This is a genomic window from Halobaculum saliterrae (assembly GCF_009831625.1).
Taxonomy (GTDB): Archaea; Halobacteriota; Halobacteria; order Halobacteriales; family Haloferacaceae; genus Halobaculum; species Halobaculum saliterrae.
The window spans coordinates 1-21,336 of sequence record NZ_WUUS01000015.1 but is presented as its reverse complement, the minus strand read 5'-3'; the positions used below and the strand labels follow the sequence as shown (position 1 = coordinate 21,336).

The 21,336-nt window shown below is 59.3% G+C and carries 25 protein-coding genes; 8 read left to right on the top strand and 17 right to left on the bottom strand.

All coding sequences use genetic code 11. The annotated features are described in order from the left end of the window. Window positions 1–98 precede the first annotated feature (98 nt). The 12 genes from GRX01_RS18115 to GRX01_RS18065 form a co-directional block, all read right to left on the bottom strand. The gene (locus tag GRX01_RS18115) at window positions 99–851 is read right to left on the bottom strand and encodes an ABC transporter permease (RefSeq protein WP_159671113.1); all 753 of its coding nucleotides are present in this window, start codon (window positions 849–851) and stop codon (window positions 99–101) included. Further along, entirely contained in the window at window positions 848–1,585 is a 738-nt protein-coding gene (locus GRX01_RS18110) for an ABC transporter permease (protein ID WP_159671110.1), read from the bottom strand. Before GRX01_RS18110 ends, GRX01_RS18115 begins: the two co-directional genes overlap by 4 nt. After that, window positions 1,578–2,201, bottom strand: a complete 624-nt coding sequence (locus GRX01_RS18105; protein ID WP_321168200.1) for an ATP-binding cassette domain-containing protein — start codon at window positions 2,199–2,201, stop codon at window positions 1,578–1,580. Before GRX01_RS18105 ends, GRX01_RS18110 begins: the two co-directional genes overlap by 8 nt. A 216-nt stretch (window positions 2,202–2,417) precedes the next feature. Next, window positions 2,418–3,020 (bottom strand): AsnC family transcriptional regulator, encoded by a 603-nt coding sequence (locus GRX01_RS18100; protein WP_159671104.1) that lies wholly within the window; start codon window positions 3,018–3,020, stop codon window positions 2,418–2,420. A 96-nt stretch (window positions 3,021–3,116) separates the two neighbouring features. Further along, a complete protein-coding gene (locus GRX01_RS18095) occupies window positions 3,117–3,257 on the bottom strand; it encodes a YHS domain-containing protein (RefSeq protein ID WP_159671101.1) in 141 nt (46 codons plus the stop codon). A gap of 350 nt (window positions 3,258–3,607) precedes the next feature. Continuing rightward, on the bottom strand, window positions 3,608–4,489 hold the full coding sequence (locus GRX01_RS18090) for a class I SAM-dependent methyltransferase (RefSeq protein WP_159671098.1): 882 nt from the start codon (window positions 4,487–4,489) through the stop codon (window positions 3,608–3,610). A 7-nt stretch (window positions 4,490–4,496) separates the two neighbouring features. Continuing rightward, window positions 4,497–4,868: a hypothetical protein gene (locus tag GRX01_RS18085; RefSeq protein WP_159671095.1), complete on the bottom strand. Its 372-nt coding sequence runs from the start codon at window positions 4,866–4,868 to the stop codon at window positions 4,497–4,499. Between the two features lie 52 nt (window positions 4,869–4,920). Next, a complete protein-coding gene (locus GRX01_RS18080; protein ID WP_159671092.1) occupies window positions 4,921–5,415 on the bottom strand; it encodes a DUF411 domain-containing protein in 495 nt (164 codons plus the stop codon). A gap of 209 nt (window positions 5,416–5,624) precedes the next feature. Beyond that, the gene (locus GRX01_RS18075) at window positions 5,625–6,626 is read right to left on the bottom strand and encodes a DUF63 family protein (RefSeq protein ID WP_321168199.1); all 1,002 of its coding nucleotides are present in this window, start codon (window positions 6,624–6,626) and stop codon (window positions 5,625–5,627) included. Then, a complete protein-coding gene (locus tag GRX01_RS19735; protein ID WP_449271458.1) occupies window positions 6,623–6,847 on the bottom strand; it encodes a DUF7123 family protein in 225 nt (74 codons plus the stop codon). Before GRX01_RS19735 ends, GRX01_RS18075 begins: the two co-directional genes overlap by 4 nt. A gap of 17 nt (window positions 6,848–6,864) precedes the next feature. Continuing rightward, window positions 6,865–9,471 (bottom strand): heavy metal translocating P-type ATPase, encoded by a 2,607-nt coding sequence (locus GRX01_RS18070; RefSeq protein WP_159671089.1) that lies wholly within the window; start codon window positions 9,469–9,471, stop codon window positions 6,865–6,867. 94 nt (window positions 9,472–9,565) lie between these two features. Further along, complete coding sequence (locus GRX01_RS18065; RefSeq protein WP_159671086.1) at window positions 9,566–10,156, bottom strand: AsnC family transcriptional regulator; 591 nt, start codon at window positions 10,154–10,156, stop codon at window positions 9,566–9,568. Window positions 10,157–10,290: 134 nt separating this feature from the next. Here GRX01_RS18065 and GRX01_RS18060 point away from each other — a divergent pair, with 134 nt between their 5' ends. Both GRX01_RS18060 and GRX01_RS18055 read left to right on the top strand, forming a co-directional pair. Then, window positions 10,291–10,488 carry a heavy-metal-associated domain-containing protein gene (locus tag GRX01_RS18060; RefSeq protein WP_159671083.1) on the top strand — a complete coding sequence of 66 codons (198 nt, stop codon included), beginning with the start codon at window positions 10,291–10,293 and terminating at the stop codon, window positions 10,486–10,488. A 71-nt stretch (window positions 10,489–10,559) separates the two neighbouring features. Continuing rightward, on the top strand, window positions 10,560–13,394 hold the full coding sequence (locus tag GRX01_RS18055) for an aconitate hydratase (protein ID WP_159671080.1): 2,835 nt from the start codon (window positions 10,560–10,562) through the stop codon (window positions 13,392–13,394). An 86-nt stretch (window positions 13,395–13,480) separates the two neighbouring features. On the opposite strand, the gene GRX01_RS18050 is transcribed toward GRX01_RS18055, so the two are convergent. Further along, window positions 13,481–13,981: a CBS domain-containing protein gene (locus tag GRX01_RS18050; RefSeq protein ID WP_159671077.1), complete on the bottom strand. Its 501-nt coding sequence runs from the start codon at window positions 13,979–13,981 to the stop codon at window positions 13,481–13,483. Window positions 13,982–14,165: 184 nt separating this feature from the next. Between GRX01_RS18050 and GRX01_RS18045 the strand changes: the two genes are divergently transcribed. Next, window positions 14,166–14,381: a universal stress protein gene (locus GRX01_RS18045; protein WP_233741115.1), complete on the top strand. Its 216-nt coding sequence runs from the start codon at window positions 14,166–14,168 to the stop codon at window positions 14,379–14,381. A gap of 55 nt (window positions 14,382–14,436) precedes the next feature. Here the strand turns inward: GRX01_RS18045 and GRX01_RS18040 are convergent, their stop codons facing one another. Beyond that, window positions 14,437–14,751: an SHOCT domain-containing protein gene (locus GRX01_RS18040; protein WP_201289651.1), complete on the bottom strand. Its 315-nt coding sequence runs from the start codon at window positions 14,749–14,751 to the stop codon at window positions 14,437–14,439. A gap of 112 nt (window positions 14,752–14,863) precedes the next feature. After that, the gene (locus GRX01_RS18035) at window positions 14,864–15,424 is read right to left on the bottom strand and encodes a DoxX family membrane protein (RefSeq protein ID WP_159671057.1); all 561 of its coding nucleotides are present in this window, start codon (window positions 15,422–15,424) and stop codon (window positions 14,864–14,866) included. A gap of 114 nt (window positions 15,425–15,538) precedes the next feature. Between GRX01_RS18035 and GRX01_RS18030 the strand changes: the two genes are divergently transcribed. The 5 genes from GRX01_RS18030 to GRX01_RS18010 all read left to right on the top strand — a co-directional run bounded on the left by GRX01_RS18030 (window position 15,539) and on the right by GRX01_RS18010 (window position 19,381). Next, a complete protein-coding gene (locus tag GRX01_RS18030) occupies window positions 15,539–15,889 on the top strand; it encodes an ArsR/SmtB family transcription factor (RefSeq protein WP_321168198.1) in 351 nt (116 codons plus the stop codon). A gap of 3 nt (window positions 15,890–15,892) precedes the next feature. Further along, on the top strand, window positions 15,893–16,168 hold the full coding sequence (locus tag GRX01_RS18025; RefSeq protein WP_159671054.1) for a DUF7521 family protein: 276 nt from the start codon (window positions 15,893–15,895) through the stop codon (window positions 16,166–16,168). Window positions 16,169–16,244: 76 nt separating this feature from the next. After that, complete coding sequence (locus GRX01_RS18020; RefSeq protein WP_159671051.1) at window positions 16,245–16,640, top strand: hypothetical protein; 396 nt, start codon at window positions 16,245–16,247, stop codon at window positions 16,638–16,640. Between the two features lie 129 nt (window positions 16,641–16,769). Then, window positions 16,770–16,967, top strand: a complete 198-nt coding sequence (locus tag GRX01_RS18015) for a heavy-metal-associated domain-containing protein (protein ID WP_321168197.1) — start codon at window positions 16,770–16,772, stop codon at window positions 16,965–16,967. Window positions 16,968–17,101: 134 nt separating this feature from the next. Beyond that, window positions 17,102–19,381, top strand: coding sequence for a copper-translocating P-type ATPase (locus GRX01_RS18010; protein WP_159671045.1), 2,280 nt, complete (start codon window positions 17,102–17,104; stop codon window positions 19,379–19,381). A 321-nt stretch (window positions 19,382–19,702) separates the two neighbouring features. On the opposite strand, the gene GRX01_RS18005 is transcribed toward GRX01_RS18010, so the two are convergent. Together GRX01_RS18005 and GRX01_RS18000 are read right to left on the bottom strand one after the other, a co-directional pair. Beyond that, entirely contained in the window at window positions 19,703–20,590 is an 888-nt protein-coding gene (locus tag GRX01_RS18005; RefSeq protein WP_159671042.1) for a hypothetical protein, read from the bottom strand. Window positions 20,591–20,658: 68 nt separating this feature from the next. Next, on the bottom strand, window positions 20,659–20,955 hold the full coding sequence (locus tag GRX01_RS18000) for a PadR family transcriptional regulator (protein ID WP_159671039.1): 297 nt from the start codon (window positions 20,953–20,955) through the stop codon (window positions 20,659–20,661). Window positions 20,956–21,336: the final 381 nt, after the last annotated feature.

The following is a 21,336-nucleotide window of genomic DNA, read 5'->3' as shown; positions in this document are numbered from 1 at the left end:
GATTTGCGGATTGGGAGTTCTCGACATCATGCACTTCTTCTATTTCCGACCGACCCTGTGGTACTGGCCCTACTCTATATCAGTCATTTCGCCTGCGATCACTTCGCCCGTGTGGCTCGGTAGTATACGCCGATTGTGAGGACGGCCACGAGGAGGAGGTATCCAGTAGCCCACACCAACGAGAGGGCCGTATCTACGTCCGTTGTGAGTCCAGTATCGACCATCACACGGACGGGCCAATAGCCGGGGAATAGTTTCATCCACCAGTCGGGCTCGGACTGGATGAATAGCGGATCCTGGAAGAGTCCGATATCGAGCATCGGGAGAATCAGCATTAGCCACATCCCGGCTAGGCGGTCGAGGACAGCCCCCACGAGCATCCCGATGAGACCATACGTGACCGAGATGACGAGCATCGCTGCGACGAACCACCAGAGATGCTCAGGCTGGAAATCGATGAGCATTACACCGACTGAGACGCCGGTGACGATGAGCGTGATTGCTGCGAGGACCCCAAACCGGGCAGCGATTACCTGTCGTGCACGATAGCCGGCGACTGCCAGACGACCGTCCGTGTCCTTGGCTTCTCGCATCAGGAACAACCCGGCGAGTCCAGCGATGAGGGCGCTCGTAATCGGCGTCATGATCACGCCGTGGACCTCAGGCATCCCCCGCATCACCGTCACCGTCTCACCGTCGACGAGCGTCCGAACCGGCATCTCGACGTCCTGGGTGACTGCGAACGCCAACGTGATGAACGAGACCGGTAAAACGACCAGTAGAGCGACGAGGACGTAGTTTCGTGCCTGTTCTTTGATGCCGATCGAGAACGCCGTTGTCGTACGGTTCATGCGGACCACCCACCACTGGTGCGCATCGTCACTCCGAACACTGCGGTGACGAGCACGAGCAGGACTAGCAGGTATCCGGCGACGAAGCCGAGGTCACCCGTCGTATATGTCCCTTGGAACATCGCCTCCTGAAGGAGTTCCTTCGGCTGATAGAGCGGGAAGTACTCCACGAACTCGGGAACATCGGCGGCCAGCGGGCTGTCGCCACTGAGGAACGCATCCATCATCGCGAGGAACACCACGACGAGCGAGCCTTCGAACAGTCGCGGAAGGAGTGCCCCGACGAGCGCGCCGAGAAACGCATAGACGAGGCCGGCAAGGACGAGGAATACGAACGTCAGGACAGGGGCTTCCGGTGAAATCGTCAGCAAGAGAACGCCGTAGTTTACGGCAGCCACGACGACGGTGACTCCGCCGAGCGTCGCTAATCGAGTCGCAAGCAGTGTTCGGGGTGGATAACCTGTCTGAACGAGTCGCCGATCGGCCGCACGCGCACTAATCATCTGGGCGAGTCCCATCAGGCCGGCGATGATGGCGACCCCGAATATCGCGCCGAGAAGGCGACCTAGCTCGATCGGAATCGCCTCGACCGTTGGCATGGTCGGCAACCCTGCCATCGCTTGCCCCCAGCCTTCGATAACGACGACCGGGAGGAGGAGTGCCAGGACAACATTCAGAGGGGTTCTGAGGAATGTGGAGACGTTCGCCCGGATCCCCGTTCGAACCCTATTCATCGGTCTCCTCCCCCCGTTCACCGGCCGTTGTATCAGTCTCGCCTTCTTGGTCAGTCACATCGTAGACCTGGCCGTCACGAACCTCGTAAATGCGGTCGAGACGACTTTGCTCCTCGATCAGATGTGAAATCATCGTGACGGCTGTTCCGTCGGCAGCGAGTTCCTCGGCGAGATCCCAGAACGTGAGATACGTCTCCCAGTCGAATCCGGTGTAGGGCTCGTCCAGCATGAGGACGTCCGGGTCGTGCATCAGGGCGATACTGAGATTGATTTTCTGCCGGTTACCACCGCTGAGTTGGTCGATTCGGTAGTCAAGGTACTGCTCGAAATCGAGTTTTGACGCCAAGCGGTGTTTGGCCTCGTCGATTTCTTCGGCGGTCATTCCGTATCCGGCACCGAACAGTCGGAACGTCTCTCCGACCGTCAAGCGGTCGTAAAGTAGTGGGTCTTGCGGACACCAGCCAACGGTTCCCGTCCGTTCGACTGTTCCGGCATCCTGCTCAAGGACGCCGACGAGGATGTTCATGAGCGTGGATTTGCCCGATCCGTTCGCGCCGACGATTCCGACGATTTCCCCCGTCCGAATTTCGAGATCGGCACCGGTCAGGACGGTCACTGACCGCTTAAATGGAAGCCTTGATCCGTACGTTTTTTCAATCTCATTAGCACGGACGAGTACCTTGCTGCTTGTAGCTTCACCTGTGGTAGTTGTGGACGCTTCCATAGGTGTATACACACACTCCTAATTCACTGCGATTACTGTTTCAAATCCAAACTATTAGCAGCAAACCCGTGAGCAATCAGGAAATGAGTACACGGCTAATGCTAGACTCTAAGCATCAGATTTCTCTTGGCTTTCTGTGTACTGTTCCCTATATGCTGTTTCACAGCTGTCACTGCAAAACTGCCGGAGTGAACCACCGACACGGGTAGCTAGTCCGTCTTCGCCGACGGAGGATCCGCAATTTACACATTTGAGTGCGGATTCAGCCCCCTCGGCATACGCTGAGTGCGCAGCGCTCGATAGCAGTTGCACATCGTAACGCCGCACGTCATTCAGAGGTAGACTTTGCTGCGCCCAGTTTCCGACCGTCGCCCGCGGCGGCGTCGCAACAGCCACGATCTCGCCCTCCGCAGTTGTGAATACGTGTTCTACGGATGGGGTCTCGAGGATCGATTCCCGAAGAGAGTCAGTCTTTCCGAGTTCAGGCTGGAGGCGTACCATGACGCGTATCCGGTTTTCGTACTGTGTGAGGTCGAGATCTACGGTGAATCGACGAATGACATCTTCTTGCTCAAGCTGACGGACCCGTGCTGAAACGGACGGGGCTGAAAGATTTACTGCCTCAGCAATAGTGCTGTATGGCTGTCTCGCGTTCTCCGCTAAGAGACGGAGAATTTCGCGATCCGTGTCGTCAATTTCTGGTTGGGTCATCGAAAGGCGGAATGGGGGGTAAGGTGATCGGGGGAACTGGGGTGGGTGTGGGGGGAGCTACGACGCAGGTGTGGGATGCCTCAGTGGCTGTGACGGTTAGACGTAGTCTTCCGGTGCCGAGGTGAACGTCTCCTTACAACCTTCGGCACAGAAGTAGTACGTCTGTCCGTCGTACTCAGCCGTGGCCGCCGCATCACTTTTATCGACGTCCATTCCACAGACTGGGTCAGTTGCCATTCCGGTTTCACCCCACATCATAGGTACGAGGGCCTGAACCAAGCAATTTGCTCTTAGTAATCCAAAGTCGGAATACATAGGGATTCGAGCCGTACTGTACGGTTTGGCTTGTCCGACCCCAGAATCAATGATTAGTACCTCACAATACCGAACTATCGTTCGAGTATACCAACCGATTCCTGTCTGTGCCCTATATAAATACTGGAGCCCGAACCAATTCTAAATCTATGAGTCACAATCCACTACACGATAATCACGGGCGGTGAAGGTCTCACAGGTCAACCCAGTTCGGCGGACGCTCAAGCGTCGACGTGATGATTCGATTCTTCCTCGCGCTGTGCGAGTAGCAGTCACGTGGCCTCTCGTTTCGCAACGAAGAGAACGTGTCGCAGGAACGGCAGCGCGTGGTGAGCCTCCCTTACCTGTTCGGTAATCGCTGTTGGATCGAGATCATACGCGCGTAACAGTCGTTCAATGAGGGCCTGGAGCGGGCTGGTGAGTAGCTGGAGATACAACGTCGTCCACTTTCGGAAGCGTCCGACGCTGTGTTTCGTGATATCTTCGACCGCTTTGAGCTCGAAGCCCGCATCGTCGAGAGCGGCTTTGTATCCTTCAACAGTACCTAACGACGGCATGTCCCACGCGTCCGCAAATGAATCGACCGCTCTCCGCTCCGTTTCAGTCGCGTCGGATTGCATCACGAGATCGGAGATTACGAGAACTCCCTCGGATCCGAGAGTATCCGCAACCGTAGCAAAAACGCGATTCCGGTCGGGGAGGTATACGAGCGCATCGATCGCCGTACACGCGGTAAACGCGTCCCTCTTGAACGGGAGTTGAGTCGCGTCACCGATGACGAACTCGGCATTGAGGTGGGTCCCGCGTGCGTTCTCGGTCGCCATTTGGATGTTGTACAGAACGAGGTCGACACCAGTGACGTGGAAGCCGAACCGATCGGCGAGACGGAGTGCTGGACCACCCCGACCGCAGCCGACATCAAGGAGTCGCACTCCGTCCGTTGTAGGTAGATACGACGCGATCCTCGAGCCGACTTCCGTGACGAGGCGGCGCTGACTCGAACCGACAATATGTGGCTGGTACCACTCCGAGTAGCCGAGGTTGAGGAACTCGTCAGTGTCAAGCAGGAGATCGAAGCCCCGCCAGATATCAGCTCGCTCGCCACGGTAGGAGAACTGGTCGGTGATGCGCTCGTGGAGAGTACTTTGATCCATCAGTCACTTACTCGAGGTCGGAAACCTCCGAATAGCAGTACTCGGATTCGTCGCAGTACGCGAGGTCGGCACACCAACGAGGGCGCTGGTAGTCGATTCCTTTGTGCCGTCGGAGATACGTCACGTAGCCGTCGTCGACGCGGTCAAGGATGTCGTGACAGATCCACTTCTCCCCGAACCACGTAGTTCCCAGATTTCGGTACGGACACAGGAAGATCGTCCGTTCGACGGAATCGACCTGTGGCGTCTCAACGATCCGGACACCGACAAGACGATACGCAACGCGAAGACGAGTGACGACCGACTCCGGCGTATTCGCGCCGAGGAAAAGTACGTACGCGAGCACATACCCGAGGTCGTGGAGGAGTCGTCGAATCATCGTTCAGGGTGTCGACTGCCGTCCCAAAGTATCTTGACCAGGTGTTCTCTGCTCAGATTTCGGTGTACACGTCACCTGTCTTCCCGCTGCCGAGTTTGTAGACGGTGAATGTGTCGGATTTCGTCCCGCCCATCCCGGGCGATCCGGCCGGCATACCGGGCAACGCGATGCCGTCTATTGCCGGCACTTCATCGAGCATCGTCGCGATAATCTCGACAGGGACGTGTCCTTCGACGACGTACTCGTCGAGGACGAGTGTGTGACAGCTCTGTAGATCCGATGGGATACCGTGTTGGCGCTTGAGATCCGTTACGTCCTCGGTTTCGGTTTCCCCGAGCGTCGTGTCGAGATGGTCCCGGAGATACGACGCATATCGTCCACAACAGCTACAGCCTGGTGAACTGTATTGCTGAGCGTTCGTCACTGCCAGCGTTCCCTCGATGTCCCACTCGTCCTCACTCGATGATCCCAAACAGCCGGCGGTTCCGAGTACGACTGTCGTCGCACCGGCCCGTAGTAGTCCGCGACGAGTTACAGTCCGTTTCATATATTCCCAACTTGGCTTGGGGGAACCTAATGTACGTCGACCTTTCCTGCGTATTGAGGACGGATTCGGGTACGACGGGGGGTGACTTTCAGTTCCGAGCAGGAAACTAGTTTTTCGAAATGGAGTGCTATGGGGAACTGCCCGCGATAACAGTTTCAAGTCCTCATCTCGGAGACTATTCACCCGGATCCCAATTATTGAGCCTACTGTTAGGCCCCCAGCAGCATCCGAAGTGACCCGCGAACGCCCATCGGGAGTCCGATTGCCCCGATGAAGAACGTCATAAGCCACCACCAGGTGTGATTCATCTCGTCTTTCGCATCAGCGAGATACCACACGATGCCGAGAGTCACGAGGAATTTGAGGACGAATGTCGATCCGGAGAAGCCGGTCGCTTCGTATACGACATTCGTGATGACCATTTTTGGGGAGAAACCGAGGAACGTCACACCGATGAGATTCTGTGCTGCGTCCCACAGCTGCCCAAAGACGGCCAGCAGGATCAGCGGGTGTCGGAGGTGTGGGACATCGACGAAACTCGCGCCCCAGTAGTAGAGCGCTGTCACGCTGAGAGCAATTCCCGTCGTCGCGACAGGAACCCACAGGCGGAGTGGGGTCGACGTCGAGAGGCCGTGCCAAACTGCCCACCCGACGGCACCGACAGCCCAGACCGATCCGACAAGCCCGACTGTTAGCGGGATAGAACCGATATTCCGATCACGTGCGAGTGCGCCGACGCCGAGCGCGAGGACGGTGACAGCGGTGACGACGAAGTAAATCGATGGCGTGATGAACCACACCGCGTAGTCGCCGAGCAGGCTGATATCCTCGAGGGCGCGCATTGCCCCGCCGGCGATAATGATCGGAGCAAATCCGTAGGCGAGTCGTGCGTCGAACGTGACGTCGAGCTGGTCGAGATACACTCGTAGTCCAGGGAGACTGTATACGACCGCTGCGAGGTAGCTCACCGTATTCACCGCGTTGTAGCCCCGGACCCCACGAATTCCTTCGTGCGTGACTGGCTGGCTGGCCGCGTCGGCCACGACTGGTCCCCAGAGATACTGCCAGATGAACCGGTCGTAGACCACCGTCGGGAATGCAAGGAGGCCCGCGCCGACAAGCACGAGCGGGGCCAACAGGTACAGCACCCACCACTCACGTGAACCGGTCTCCGGGAGGGCGGTCTCGACGCGTCGCGTGACGGTACTCACAACTCGCGCACCTCCAATCGCCACGTCGTACTCTTCGACCGCCCCCACTGTTCGAGTGAGACGTTCGTGAGTTCGTCCTGAAGTTGGCTGAGGTACTGTGCAACGGCCTTCGGAGACCCGTCAAGGTCGCCGGCGATCTCGCAAGCCCGGAGGTAAGTCGGTTCGCTACCGGCAGTCTCGACGAGGTACCTCCGAACTGTTTGCCGGGAAATATTCGACATTGATACGGAGGTGGTGTTCAGCGAAGGAATCCGAGGAGCTTGTAGTCGTGGTCCGGAGTGTACCGCCGGAACAGCAGGCTGTTCGTCAGCACCGAGACCGACGAGAACGCCATTGCCGCCGCAGCGAGCACCGGCTGCAGGAGGCCGAGCGACGCCAGCGGAATCATCGCCGTGTTGTAGCCCAGCGCCCACACGAGGTTCTGCTTGATCTTCTGGAGTGTCGCGTCCGAGATGCGGATGGCCTTCACGACGTCCAGCGGGTCGTCGCGCATCAGCGTCACGTCCGCCGCCTCGATCGCGACATCCGTGCCGGAGCCGATGGCTGTCCCGACGTGTGCGACTGCGAGCGCCGGCGCGTCGTTAACGCCATCGCCGACCATCATCGCCTGCCGGCCCTCGTCCTGAATACTGTCGACGGCGTTGGACTTGTCCTCGGGAAGGACCTCTGCGCGGACGTTCCCCGGATCGATACCGACCTGTTCGGCGACGGCACGGGCGGTCCGCTCGTTGTCACCCGTAATCATCATCACGTCGACGCCGCGCTCCTGAAGCGCGCTCACTGCGTCCTTCGCGCTCTCTTTGACCGTGTCGGCGTCGGCGACGACGCCCACGAGCTCGCCCTCGTAGGCGACGAGCATCGCCGTCTTCCCTTCGTTTTCCAGTCGCTCCATCGTCTCAGCGGCCGGTGACGGGTCGATACCGTTATCCCGCATCAGCTTCCGGTTGCCGACCAGCACTTCGCTGTCGCCGACCGTCGCCCGGATTCCGTGGCCGGGGACATTCTCGAAGTCGTCGGGCTCAGTCACGTCGAGGCCGCGCTCTTCCGCGCCCTCGACGATAGCGCGAGCGAGCGGGTGTTCACTGCCGCTCTCGGCCGTTGCGGCGAGCCGAAGCACGTCGTCCTCGGAGAGCTGTTCACGAGCGGTCAACTGGCCACCGTCCGCCGCTGGCCCGCCACCATCGGCAACCGGATCGCCGTTGGTATCGAAGGCGACGACGTCGGTCAGCTCCATCTCACCCTCGGTGAGCGTGCCCGTCTTGTCGAAGACGACCGTGTCGACGTCCTTCGCGCGTTCGAGGATGTCGCCGCCCTTGAACAGGACGCCGTTCTGCGCGCCGATAGTCGTGCCGACCATCGTCGCGGCAGGCGTCGCCAGTCCGAGTGCACAGGGGCAGGCGATCAGGACGGCCGACGCGAACACGATGATCGCGAATTCGAAGACGGTGACCGTCCCGCCGGCGGGGGCGGGGCCGCCGGCGACTTGCCCCCACAGCGGGAGCCAGTCGACGAAGCCAGCCAGCGCCTCGGGGAACAGGAACCAGACAACGCCCCACAGGAGCGCGTTCGCGATGACAGCAGGGACGAAGTACGCGGAGATACGGTCAGCGAGGTTCTGGATCTCGGGCTGGCGGGACTGTGCCTCCTTGACGGTCTGGACGATCTGCTGGAGGGCGGTGTCTTCTCCAATCTTCGTGGCCTCGACGACGAGCACGCCGTTCTCGTTGATGGTGGACCCGACAACCTCGTCACCTTCCCCTTTCTCGACGGGGACGGACTCGCCGGTGACCATCGACTCGTCGACCGCGGACTGTCCATCGACGACCACGCCGTCGGTCGGAATCTGTTCGCCGGGCCGGACCTTCATCCGGTCGCCGACGTCGACGTCCTCGAGCGGAATCTCTTCCTCGTTGCCGTCCTCGTCGACGACAGTTGCCGTCTCGGCCTCCATCTCCAGCAGTTTGCGGAGCGCCTCGCCGGCCTGCCCTTTCGAGCGGGCTTCGAGGTAGTTGCCGAGCGTGATGAACACGAGGATGAGCGCGGCCGTGTCGAAGTACAGTCCGCCCGCGATCAGCCCGGAGAGGACGGCCACGGAGTAGACATACGCGGTGGTCGAACCCAGCGCGATGAGCACGTCCATGTTGGCGCGGCCGTTCTTTACGATCGCCTTGTAGGAGTTCTTGTAGAACGGCCAGCCAAGCACGGCCTGGACGGGCGTCGCCAGCAGGAACTCAACCCAGCCGAACTCAATACCAAAAACGCTCTCGGGGATGAGTCCGCCCCCGAGGAAGAACTTCTCGACGAGGAAGAACAGCAAGGGGGCGGACAGCACCGCGCCGAACAGGGTGAGCCGGAGCTGTTTCCGGATCTCGGCCTGCCGGGCAGCATCACGTGCGTCTTGGCCCGAGTCCTCGTCGGAATCCTCTTCGCGAACGGGCGAATAGCCAGCGTCCTCTATGGCATCGTACAGCGCATCGAGCGACACCTCTGCTGGATTGTAGGTGACTTGTGCCTCGTCGGTCGCGTAGTTGACCTCGGCGTTGATGACGCCTGCTGTCTCCTCGAGGGCTGTTTCGTTTGTCTCGGCGCAGTTGGCACACGTCATATCGGAGATAGTGATCGTCACCGTCTCCGAGACGGCACCATAGCCAGCTTCGTCGATCGCCTCGTAGATTTCTTTGAGCGATACCTCGTCGGGATCGTAGGTGACGGAGCCCTCGTCGGTGGCGAAATTCGCGTCTGCCTCCGACACCCCGTCGAGGGATTCGAGAGTGTCCTGGATCGTCGCCGAACAGTTGGCACAGGACATCCCCGTGATATCGAGATGGATTGTCTGGCTTGTCATACTTAGTCTACTATACGGGGTCTAGGTTTAGGCGATTTGCTGCTTCGAGGGGTGGGTTCTCGACCGGTGAAAATTTTGGATTCCAAAGAGCGCGTTATGCTCCCTCTTCGAGTCGCTGATACCGGTCTTCGAACCGCGCGAGACAGGATGGACAACAGAAGTGATAGATCTCGCCGTCGATTCGCGTCGTCTCACCCTCGTTATCGACGGTGTTGTTACATTCGGCACAGGTGAGGGCAAATTCGACGCCATCGACGGACGGCGTCCATTCGATCTCGTCGATTAGCGTGACGGTGTAATCCGCTACATCGACCTCGTTGAAGAGCCCATCTACCCACTGACGAACGTTCTGGGCTTCGACACGGGCATAGAACCAAAGATCCCCTTCTGAGGTCGTGAAAACGTGTTCAACGCCATCGGATTCCCGAACTTGATTGCAGGCGGTCTCCAGCGATGCTGAGCCGATTTCGGCCTGGATAAATACCGGAACGCCAGCCCGGAGATGGGCCCGGTTGACATCAATCGTGAAGTTGTTGATGATGCCAGCTTCCTGTAATCGCTTGACCCGGTCGGAAACGGCTGGCCCCGACAGGCCGACCTCCTCGCCGATGTCGCTGAACGGGCGGCGGGCGTCATCGGCGAGTAACGAGAGGATTTCCAAGTCGGTTTCGTCCAGATTGCGCATACGACCGCTTCGTCTCGCAGGATACATTATTGTTGTCCACGATATACCTTCGAAATCGGTGATCTTGGACTGCGATGACATTGGATTCCAAGCAGAAAACCACATAGAATACTCGCCCCTATCTACGAATGGATATGACTCAGACAATCATCGTCGAAGGGATGACCTGTGAACATTGCGAGCAGAGCGTCGAAGAGGCACTCGAAGAAGTTGAGGGGGTTACTTCCGCTACTGCGGATCGCGACGCAGAATCCGCGACCGTGGAGGGGTCCGTTGAACCGGACAAACTCGTGACTGCGGTCGAAGACGCTGGATACGATGCCTCTGTGTAACAAATCTCGATTCTCGTCGAATCGGATTCGGGGAGAGGTTGATACGACTGCCAATCCTAGGTGTAGATACTATGACTGATACACTTCCGTTCGATGCCGTCCGCGAGCTCGACGTCGACGGGACGACGTACAAGATGGCCGATCTTCGAGCACTCGAAGAACGGGGGCTCTGTGACCTCGATACGCTCCCGGTGAGTATCCGTATCCTTCTCGAGTCAGTGCTCCGGAACGCCGACGGCGAAACTGTCACTGCGGCGGACGTCAGGAATGCTGCTGGCTGGGAGCCAGACGTACCGGACGCGGAGGTTCCGTTCTCTCCATCACGAGTCGTCCTGCAGGATCTCACCGGTGTGCCCGCAGTCGTCGACCTGGCGGCCCTTCGATCCGAAGTCGACCGCAAAGAACGGGACCCGACCCTGGTCGAACCGGAGATTCCGATTGATCTCGTAATCGACCACAGCGTCCAGGTCGACTACTTCGACTCCGAGGACGCCTACGAGAAGAACGTCGAACTGGAGTACGAGCGAAACGCCGAAAGGTATCGCGCGATCAAGTGGGCGCAGAACGCCTTCGAGAACTTCAACGTCGTCCCACCGGGCACGGGCATTGTCCATCAGGTGAATCTCGAGCATCTGGGTCGGGTCGTCCACGCCCGCGAGCAAAACGGCGAGAACTGGCTCCTGCCGGACACGCTCGTCGGCACGGACAGCCACACCCCGATGATCGGTGGCATCGGTGTGGTCGGGTGGGGCGTCGGCGGCATCGAAGCGGAAGCGGCAATGCTCGGTCAGCCGGTCACGATGAAACTCCCCGAGGTCGTCGGCGTCCGTCTCGAAGGCACATTACCCGAAGGCGCGACGGCGACAGATCTCGTGCTCCACATTACCGAACGGCTCCGCGAGGTCGGCGTCGTCGACCGGTTCGTGGAGTTCTTCGGCCCCGGTGTACAGAACCTCACCGTGCCCGACCGGGCAACGATCGCCAATATGGCGCCCGAACAGGGCTCGACGATCAGTATGTTCCCGGTCGACGAGCAGACGCTCGAGTATCTCGAACTCACCGGGCGTGACCCCGACCACGTCGACCTCGTTCGCGAGTACCTCGAAGCGCAAGGGCTGTTCGGAGAACAGGAACCGGAATACACCGAGGTCGTCGAGTTCGACCTCTCGACTGTCGAACCGAGTCTGGCCGGCCACAAGCGGCCACAGGACCGGATTCCGATGGGAGACGTGAAACAAAGCTTCCGGGGACTTCTCCACGGGGAGTTCGAGGACGACCTCGACGATGTCGACGAGGACGCCTTGCAACGGTGGCTCGGTGAGGGTGGTGCAGCTGGTGCGGAGACCGACGGCGGTATCGAGAGCGGAGCGACCGATGCCTCGTCGAACCACCGGTCCGACGGCGGCGTTCAGGTCGAACCCGAATCGGAATTGTACCCGTTAACCAAACGCGTCGAAGTCGATCTCGACGGTGAAACGGTCGAAATTGGACACGGAGATGTCCTCGTCAGCGCCATCACGAGCTGTACGAACACGTCGAACCCGTCGGTGATGATCGCTGCTGGACTGCTCGCCCAGAACGCCGTCGAGAAAGGGTTGGACGTCCCGCCGTACGTCAAGACGAGCCTCGCACCGGGTAGCCGCGTCGTCACGCAGTATCTCGAAGAATCTGGGCTGCTTCCGTATCTCGAAGAGCTCGGGTACGCCGTCGTCGGCTACGGCTGTACCACCTGCATCGGTAACGCCGGACCGCTTCCCGACCCCATCGAGCAGGCGATCGACGACCACGACCTCTGGACGACGAGCGTCCTCTCCGGGAACCGGAACTTCGAAGCGCGTATCCACCCGAAGATCCGCGCAAACTACCTCGCGAGCCCGCCGCTCGTCGTCGCCTACGGGCTCGCAGGCCGAATGGACATCGACCTCGAGAACGAACCGCTAGGCACCGACGAGGAAGGTGACCCGGTGTATCTGGCGGACATCTGGCCCGACACAGCGGACGTGCAGGCAGCAATCCACGAGAACGTCTCTCCCGAGATGTTCGAGGAGAAGTATGCCTCCGTATTCGAGGGCGACGAGCGGTGGGCTGCTCTCGACGCGCCAAGTGGTGACGTCTACGAGTGGGACGACGACTCGACATACATCCGAGAACCGCCGTTCTTCCAGGACTTCCCCCTCGAGAAACCCGGCGTCGCCGATATCGAGGACGCACGCTGTCTGCTGACGCTCGGGGACACCGTTACAACCGACCATATCAGTCCAGCCGGCCCGTTCGGTCCCGACCTCCCCGCGGGTCAATGGCTGCTCGATCACGGTGTCGAGCCACACGAGTTCAACACGTACGGCGCGCGTCGGGGCAACCACGAGGTGATGATGCGGGGGACGTTCGCCAACGTCCGCATCGAGAACGAGATGCTCGACGACGTCGAGGGTGGCTATACGATCCACCACCCGACCGACGAGCAGACGACCGTCTTCGAAGCCAGCCAGCGCTACCGCGAAGAGGGAGTCCCGCTCGTCGTGATGGCGGGCGAGGAGTTCGGGACCGGCTCCAGCCGGGACTGGGCGGCGAAGGGGACGGACCTGCTCGGTGTTCGCGCAACCATCGCCGAGAGTTACGAGCGCATCTACCGCGACAACCTCGTCGGCATGGGTGTACTCCCCCTGCAGTTCGATGATGGCGACTCGTGGGAGTCTCTCGGTTTGGATGGGTCGGAGGTTTTCACGATCCACGGCCTCGATGACGGACTCGACGTGATGGACAAACTGACCGTTATCGCCGAGCGTGCGGATGGGTCGACTGTCGAGTTCCCGGTCACGGCACAGGTCGGTACGCCGGCCGCCGTGACCTATATCGAACACGGGGGCATCCTTCACTACGTCCTTAGGAGGCTCCTCACGCGATAATCTCTCTCAACTGGGTCTATTTCTGGAACCGCGATTTCATAGAACTATGAGCGATACGAATAACTTTGAGTCAGCAAACTAGCGTTTCAATCGTGCGTAGACTCTGTTCGGATGATGCCTGCTACGTTATCCATCTGAGCTGAAACGTGTGCGCTCTCGCCAGCAACATGCGTAATTAAATCGTCCAGAGTGATCATCCCGATAACGCTCCCGTCCTCAACAACCGGGACGTGTCGAGCACCCGCTTCGTTCATTTGTCTAAGGACTTTTGGAATCTCAGCATCTGCTGGGACAGTGAGTGGATCAGGTGTCATCACGTCAGCAGCTCGTATGTCGTCTCCACTCGTCTCGGCTGTGAGCACGCTTAACTCGCTCTCCTCGGTGAGCAGGTCAGCAATCAGGTCTCGATCGGTGATGATGCCAGAGATCTGATCGGATTCTTCGACCACCACGTACCTGGCACACCGCGATTGGGAGATCATCGTATGAGCGATCTCGGCAACCGTGGCGTCAGGTGCGACACGGGCGACCGACTCGTCAGCAATCCGTCCGATGTCCATCCGGAGATCAGTTGGCCTGGTGCCCATGTTAATGAGTACGATTCATTACAGGAAATAGCTTGGCATCAGTTGGTCGTCATAGGAATCCTCCACTATCCAACCCTGAGAGACGACTATCTCCAAACTTTGTGAAGTTACAAAAGGTGTTACCAGCTACGCCACTAACCAAGAGCGATGGTTATTATGAGTTAGTCTCTCCGGGTGAAGAGGAATGTACGACGGGATATTGCTCTCGACTGACGGGGCCGTTGCTTCTGAGGAGGCTGAATCTCACGCCATCGCGCTAGCAGAGGCCCGCCGACCGGCTGAGGCGATTGTGCAGTATGCTGACGCCGAAGATATGAATCTACTTGTGCTCAGGACGAAACACCGACCGGAAGAATATCGGGCTTTGCTCGAAAGCGTGACCGACTACGTCCTCGTTTGACGATCCGCCCAGCGACCGTCGTGAAGACGGGAGTCGACGAGTAGCGGAAGAACAGTCAGTAACGGCCGCCGTCAGGCGTGAGTCGAGCGCGCCGGCGTTCGAACTCCTCGTCGTCGATCTCGCCGCGAGCGTACCGCTCCTGAAGGACAGCGAGTGCGGTATCCTCAGTGGAGCTGTCCGATGGCGACCGCGTTGTCAGCCAATAGACGACGTAGACAGGGAGGGCGATCAGAAGTGCCATCCACAGCATACCGATCAATATCATCCCCCAGCCCCATATTCCCCATCCGGCCATGTGACCATCATTCCACATGCCGTCGTGCCAGTCCCACATCACTGTATCTGGAACAGCAGCGTGCGTCAGCGTCATTCCGACGATGACGGCTAGCGTCAGTGCTCCGATAACGATGAGTCCTAGCGAACGGATCCCGCGTGCTTGAATTGGATTTTGCATTATTGTACTCCTAAAAAGCTCGGCGTGGTTAGCCGAGGATGTATTCGAGGGCGGGGTAGCGCTCGACGAGCGCCTCGCCGCCGACCTCGTACTGTTCGATGTACTGATCGAGCCCGAGGATGCGGCCCGCAGCGAACGCGGCGACCGCGAGGAACACGAGCATGTACGCGAAGTCCCCATTGATGAACCCGTGGCCCATGTCCCAGTTCCCGAAGTAGAACATGAGCATCATGAGCGCGCCGAAGAACGCCGCGAGGCGAACGAACGCGCCGACCAGGAGGCCCAGGCCGATGAGCAGCTCACCGTACGGGACTGCGACGTTCGCGAACTCGACGAACCACGGTGTCGACCCCATCCATGCGAACAGGCCTGCGAGCGGGTTGCCGTTCGTCGCCGCGACGTTCGACAGGTAGCCGCCGGCAGCGAATTCGCCGGTGATCTTCGTGAACCCGGAGTACGCGAACGCGTACCCCATCATGAGACGGAGCGCGAGCACGAACCACGCGCTGAGGCTGTGGACTTTCCCGCCGACGGTCAGGCCGCCGACTTTGCTCTCGAGCTGGTTCATGCCGGAGTCGAGTGTGGACATAATTATTGCACCTTCAACTATCAGTAGGCCGGGGAAGACGATATAACGGCGAGCCGGCGTTCTGAGTCAGAAAACCGGCGGGCTATATTACGCTCCTGTCGCGAGTAGGTGAGTGTGACTGAGGAGCCCGACCCGCCGGAGGTCTTCGCCACGCTCGACGACGAGTACGCTCGCGACATCCTCGTGGCGACGACGACCGACCGGCTGTCAGCGAACGAACTCAGCGAGGAATGCGACATGTCACGCCCAACCGTCTCGCGCCGTGTTACGCGCCTCGTTGAGCAGGGCTTCCTTGAGGAGTATACGCACGTTGACCCCGGCGGACGGCACTACAGCGAGTACGAGGCGCGCCTCGAACGCGTCGAAGTCCTCCTGCAGGCCGAGGGATTCGATGTCAGCATCGACGTCCGGCCGGACCCCGCCGACCGGATCACGACCATCTTCGAGGAGATGCGGGGAGACTGACTCATGGAACACACGTTATTCGTCATCGGGAAACTGTTCACGACCGCGTTAGCACTGGTCATCGCATATCAGGCCTATCGCGGGTACCAACGACATCACACGCAGTTACTCCTGTATGTCGCCGCCGGCTTCGCGTTGGTCGGGCTTGGCGGTCTCCTCGAAGGCGTCCTCTTCGAAGTCCTCCAGGTGTCGATCTTCGAAGCGGGATTCGTCGCAGCACTCGTCACCGCAGCCGGGATGCTGTCTATCCTCTATGCTCTCTATGCTCCGAACCCCTGAATATTCGGGACTCCGTCGTTCTCAATAGTGAAGGTTCGTAGTGAGTATTTTATCCGCATCGGTCGTACTATCCTGTATGATTCGAACAGTCGTGGGTGTTCTCGGCGCTGTTACTGCACTGTTCCCGGACGAGATCGTCGACCTCTTCGAGAACCTCGCGATTGCCAATCCAAGAGAGGGAACGGTGAGGGGGTGGGTTCGTCCAGCAATCCGGTCGGAGGGTGTTCTGATTGCTGCGATTTCCCTCTTTGACGGCCGGGCGTATGCGTGGCTGATGAATCTGACCGGTGTGTTCGGTGCTGTCGTGCTCCTGTTTCCCGATCTGTATCGTAAATTTGCCACCGCATTCCTGTACGAGCGACCGGAGTCGATAGAATGGAACGAGCGATTCCGCTCGGGCATTCGGGCTATCGGCGCACTATATGTCTTTTTAGCGGCGAAGACGTACAGGGATCGCCATACCGATACTTGAGACTCCTCGACCCCGAGATCTGGTTCGTTGTGGCACAAGCTTCACTTTGAATCTAAAGTTTGATCCCCACGATACCAGTATGATCGAAGGGGAAATCCGCTAAAGAGAGGCAACCGTATGTCTTCCTGTGTGTCGACAACTATCACCGTGGAAGGCATGTCGTGCGGCCACTGGGAGCAGACAGTTGAGGAAGCACTCCAAGAGATCTCCGGCGTGACTGACGCGACCGTCGATAGGGAACGCGGCCAGGCGAGCGTCGAGGGTGAGGCAGATGTCACAGCTCTCGTAGAGGCCATCGAAGACGCAGGCTACACCGCTCACGCCTGAGGATAGCGCGGACTGCTTCGAGATAACGGCCTACAGTTGCCTTCGGAGTTGTTGCCCACGTTGGTCCTACAGTACGGTTTCGGGGGCGAAGATTCAGGATGCCAGCGACTCCACCTCAACAGAGACGATGATCTATGGACGACCACAACAATACAAATGAGAATCCCCCGGGAGGGGAACATCAGCAGGACGACAGCAGTCACCAGCACGAACACAGCGAGCACGATGAAGCGGTCGCCCAGTCAGACGAGCAACGGGTAGAACAGGAGTTACTGGAAGAAGAGGCGCAGCCTGCTGCGGAGAGCGAGACGGTGCCCCACGACCAGCACGAGCACGCTGGACACGAGGGAGACCACGATCACGGTTCCCACGAGGGCCACGGTGAGGGGCACGGTGGGATGCACGAGGGCCACGAGCAAATGTTCCGCCGGCGGTTCTTCGTCTCGACGCTCCTGTCGATCCCAGTCCTGCTGTACAGCGAAATGCTACAGGCGTGGCTCGGGTTCTCCGTGCCCGCGTTCCCGGGGAGCGAGTGGATCAACCCCGTCTTCGCCGTCATCGTCTTCGCGTACGGTGGGGTGCCGTTCCTCCAGATGGCAGTCCCGGAGCTGAAAGACCGGTCGCCGGGGATGATGACTCTGATCTCGATGGCGATCACCGTCGCGTTCGTCTACAGTCTTGCGAGTGTGGTCTTCCCAACGCAGTCAGCGTTCTTCTGGGAGCTCGTGACGCTGATCGACATCATGCTGCTCGGGCACTGGATCGAGATGCGGTCCGTACGCCGGGCCTCCAGCGCGGTGGACGAACTGGCGAAGCTGATGCCGGATACCGCCGAGCGAATCACCGCCGATGGCGACACCGAAGAGGTTCCTGTCAGTGAACTCACCGAGGGCGACCTCGTGCTCGTCCGGCCCGGCGCGAGTGTCCCTGCTGACGGGATCGTCGAAGAGGGTGATTCGGACGTTGAGGAGTCGATGATCACTGGCGAGTCGAAACCGGTCTCGAAGGAGCCCGGCGACGAGGTCATCGGCGGGACGATCAACGGCGACGGGAGTCTACGGGTGCGCGTCGGTGCGACTGGCGAGGAGACGACGCTCGCGGGCATCATGCGACTTGTCGAGGAAGCCCAGCAGAGCAAGTCCAAGACGCAAGTGTTGGCCGACCGCGCGGCCGGCTGGCTGTTCTATGTCGCGCTCGGGGCGGCAGTCGTGACCGCGATTGCGTGGACGGTCGCGGTCTCGTTCGGCGCGACCGTCATCGAACGAGTCGTGACGGTGCTCGTCATCGCCTGCCCACACGCCCTCGGGCTCGCTATCCCACTGGTCGTCGCGATTAACACCTCCCTCGCGGCGCGCAACGGGATGCTCGTTCGCGACCGCATCGCGATGGAGGACGCACGGAATCTAGACGCCATCATCTTCGACAAGACAGGGACGCTTACCGAGGGCGAACACGGCGTCGTCGACATGGCGACCGTTGACGGCGTCGACGAGGACGATGCGCTCGGGCTGGCGGCAGCCGTCGAGAGTGACTCCGAACACATGATCGCCCGAGCGATCCGTGAGGCCGCCGGCGAGCGAGCCGTAACTCCTCCTGACGCGACCGCCTTCGAGGCGATCAAAGGCCGAGGAGTTCGTGCGAACGTCGACGGAAACGAGGTGTACGTCGGCGGGCCGAACCTGTTGACCCAGCTCGATAGCGAGATTCCCGATCATCTCCAGCACTTCGCTGATGAGGCCGGTGAGAACGCACAGACAGTGGTGTATCTCGTTCGCGACGGAGAGCTGATCGCAGCCTTCGCAATGGCTGACGTGATCCGCGAGGAAAGCTACGCCGTCGTCGACGCGCTCCACGATCTCGATATCGAGGTGGCGATGTTGACGGGCGACTCTCAGGACGTTGCTAACGCTGTCGCGGACGAACTGGGCATCGACACGGTGTTCGCGGAGGTCCTCCCCGAGGACAAGGACAAGAAAGTCCAGGAGCTCCAGGATCAGGGGAAGCTCGTGGGGATGGTCGGCGACGGCGTCAACGACGCGCCGGCGCTGACACGGGCCGACGTCGGCATCGCGATCGGGAGCGGCACCGACGTGGCAGTCCAGTCGGCCGACGTTATCCTCGTCCAGAACAACCCGATGGACGTCGTTCGGCTGGTGAAGCTCAGCAAGGCGAGCTACCGGAAGATGCAGGAGAACATCGTCTGGGCCGCCGGCTACAACGTCTTCGCGATTCCGCTCGCAGCTGGTGTCCTTGCGCCGATCGGGATCTTGCTGTCACCCGCCGTTGGTGCGCTCCTGATGTCGTTGAGTACAGTAATCGTCGCGATCAACGCCCAGCTGCTCCGCCGCGTTGACCTGTCCATCCCCGAGATTCCAGGTGTGAAACCAGCGACTGACGCTCAACCTGCAGACTGAAACGCTCCCGATCGCTTCGGAGCTTCTTCCAATTGAGTTCGGTTGGTGGACAGTAAATGGTGACACTGCGTAATTTTGGCGGATATCGCTATGCGGTCACCGATTCCACAGTTATCCCGAGGGGTACGTAGTTCGGTATACACAGACGCTTCCTCTGATGGGCTACATTGCTGCGCCAGCACTAGGTTTATACCGTTAGACGGAGTTCTTTCTAGTATGAGCCTCGAAGAGACGGTTGACTACCTCGCCGAGGAACTCGACCTCGAGCGAAGTGAACACGTCCGTGAGGTTGGTCAGTCAGTCGCCGAGCTTCGCGACTGATTAGAACATTTCTCTGAAGTCCCGTTCGACGAGTCCGTCCTCCAGATACGTGGTGAACTCTTGTTTCGTTGGTCCTTGACGGTCGAGCAGATCGTCCCGTCCTGCTCGTTCGAGAACTGCGTGCGCAAAGTCCGTACAGTGGGATTCGTGCCGCTCAGCGTACTCTGAGAGGGCTTCTCTCCAGTGCATATCCAGCTCGAACTCGGCTAATCGGATTTGGATCCCGTCTTTCCGTTCGACGAGGTCGACGTCCAACTCTTCGAGTTGCTTGAAACGGAGGTTGTTCCGGCGGACCGTGATGAGCCGCTTGGAATCGACGATGTAGGGGTCGACCCACTCTCGCCAGGTATCGTCGTCGACGTGTGTTCGTGGCATCTCAAAATCCGGGTCCACACTCTCAATACAGAACTGCAGCATCGCGATGCCAGTTCGGTGATTCGCATTCGGGAGGGAATGTCGGAGAATTAAATTCGACATCACCTCTCCAGCGACGTTCGGGAGTGGTGCTTCCCAGGATACGTGATCGAGTGCCTGCTGGATCTTTTGTGGTTCGAACTCCTTGTAGAGTCGAAACTCATCCTCTTCGCGAGCATCGACAGCTGCTTCGAGCAATTCCACTAATCGGAATGTGACAACTTGTCCAGGACGGGGAAGGTCACGAATACGGTCGCTCAGCCATTCCTGATCGAAGTCGATATCTTGGGCTGATTCGATCTCTGAATCGCTTTCGTAGAGCACATAGACCGGTGTCTCGAAAGGGTACCCGATGAGCTTTGTCGACTCGTCGGATTGCTCTCGCTGAGACAGGATTTCTGCCACCGATGCCGAACTATATTTGAGTGAGAAATTCTCGGCCTGTGGGTGGTGATAGAAAACGAGCCGAGCCATCTCACTGTGTATTCGTGGGAAGTGGGTAAAGCAGTCCCGCTTTTATATTGAGTTCTACTTGCCTGGTTCTACGACGTCGTGGGTGCGTTCACGTCCTCTAAATATTGGCTTTCCCACTCACGTCGCGCCTTGATTTCCCGCACCCCGCGTTGTGTGACCGTGTACACGTTCGTTCGTTTGTCGAGTTCACCCTTCTCGAGCAGTCCTTTGTCGACGAGGTCGTCGAGGTTCGGATAGAGCCGCCCATGATTGATCTCCTGTTCGTAGTAGTCGTCGAGTTCGGCCTTGATTGCGAGCCCGTGTGGTTCCTCGAGCCCAGCAGTTACGAACAAGATGTCCCGCTGAAACCCAGTCAGATCGTGCATCCGTCTGTTTTCAATTTTTGAGGGGTGGTATATGTTCTCTCTGGTCCTCAAAGGCGGAGATTCGGACCAAGGGTATCTACTAATATACTCGTCACCGAATAGCGTTTAATATCGAGGCATCTGTATCTCCGGTAATGTCCTTTCGGCTGAGGTCGCCGTTGAGGCTCCGTGGCTGTGATCGGCCCGCTGTCAGCAGGTGGTAATCAATTGTGTCTTCATCTCAATCACTATCTCCCCCGTGCGCGCTTTGTGGTAGGGCTGTCCCCGACGATCGAGTCGTGGCTGAGGACGACATCGTCTTCTGCTGTGATGGTTGTCGAAACGTCCATCGAGGGCTCGGTAGCGATGGGGTTCACAGTCAGATGGCCCCGACAGACGGCA